Annotated in this window: 1 protein-coding gene; it reads left to right on the top strand. The window is 47.9% G+C overall.

What is annotated here, in order from left to right; genetic code table 11:
- Positions 1 to 904 (top strand): methyl-accepting chemotaxis protein (locus tag R7Q48_RS25565; RefSeq protein ID WP_318132963.1); only part of this gene is annotated, 904 nt, incomplete at both ends.

Raw genomic sequence — 904 nt, 5'->3', positions numbered from 1 at the left:
CCGATGCGATTCGTGATTTAGTGGAACTAAACCAAACCTACGTACAAGAAGATATTGCCAGCGCTCATGAAGCAGTGCGCAGCGCAATCACCTACAGCATTATTGCTATCGTCGCGCTATTGGCATTGAGTTTTACGCTAGGCCTATTCCTAACCAAACAGATCTGCACACCACTAAATTACGTGGTAAACATGGCATCAAAAATCGCGTCAGGCGATCTAACTTACCAGCTTCCACGTAACAAAATAGGTCATGATGAGCTTGGCACCTTGGCAGATGCCTGCGTTGATATGCAAGCGAAGTTGCTTACTTTGGTCGACAGTATCTCGTCAACCACAGCTCAAGTAGGCACCGCCATTGAAGAAGTGAGCGCGATTTCCGAACAGACTTCAACCGGCATGGATGAACAACAAGTTCAGCTAAACCTTATCGCAACAGCAATGAACGAGATGCAAGCGACAGTAAATGAAGTCGCCAGCAACACCGAAGCAGCGTCAGAAACGGCAAACAGTGCTTCTCACGATGCGAAAGAAGGCCGCAGCGTCGTTCAAGAATGTATTAACCAAATCCACGAAGCGTCATTGGCGATTCAATCAGTTGGCAACATGGTGACAGAACTGGAACAAGATGCGTCTAACATTAGCGTTGTGGTTGACGTTATCCAAGACATCGCGGAACAAACCAACTTGCTTGCGCTTAACGCTGCCATTGAAGCTGCGCGCGCTGGTGAACAAGGCCGTGGTTTTGCCGTCGTAGCGGATGAAGTGAGAACGCTAGCAAGCCGCACTCAAGCTTCAACCGAAGAGATCATCACGATCATCTCTAAACTGCAAAATTGTTCGAAGAGTGCCGTTTCAGCAACAAATAACAGCAGCGATTTGATTCAAGAGTGCGTTGAGCAAGC

This window comes from Vibrio sp. 378, assembly GCF_033339435.1.
Note: the sequence above shows the minus strand (reverse complement) of the source record. Positions and strands in the feature narration are given on the sequence as shown.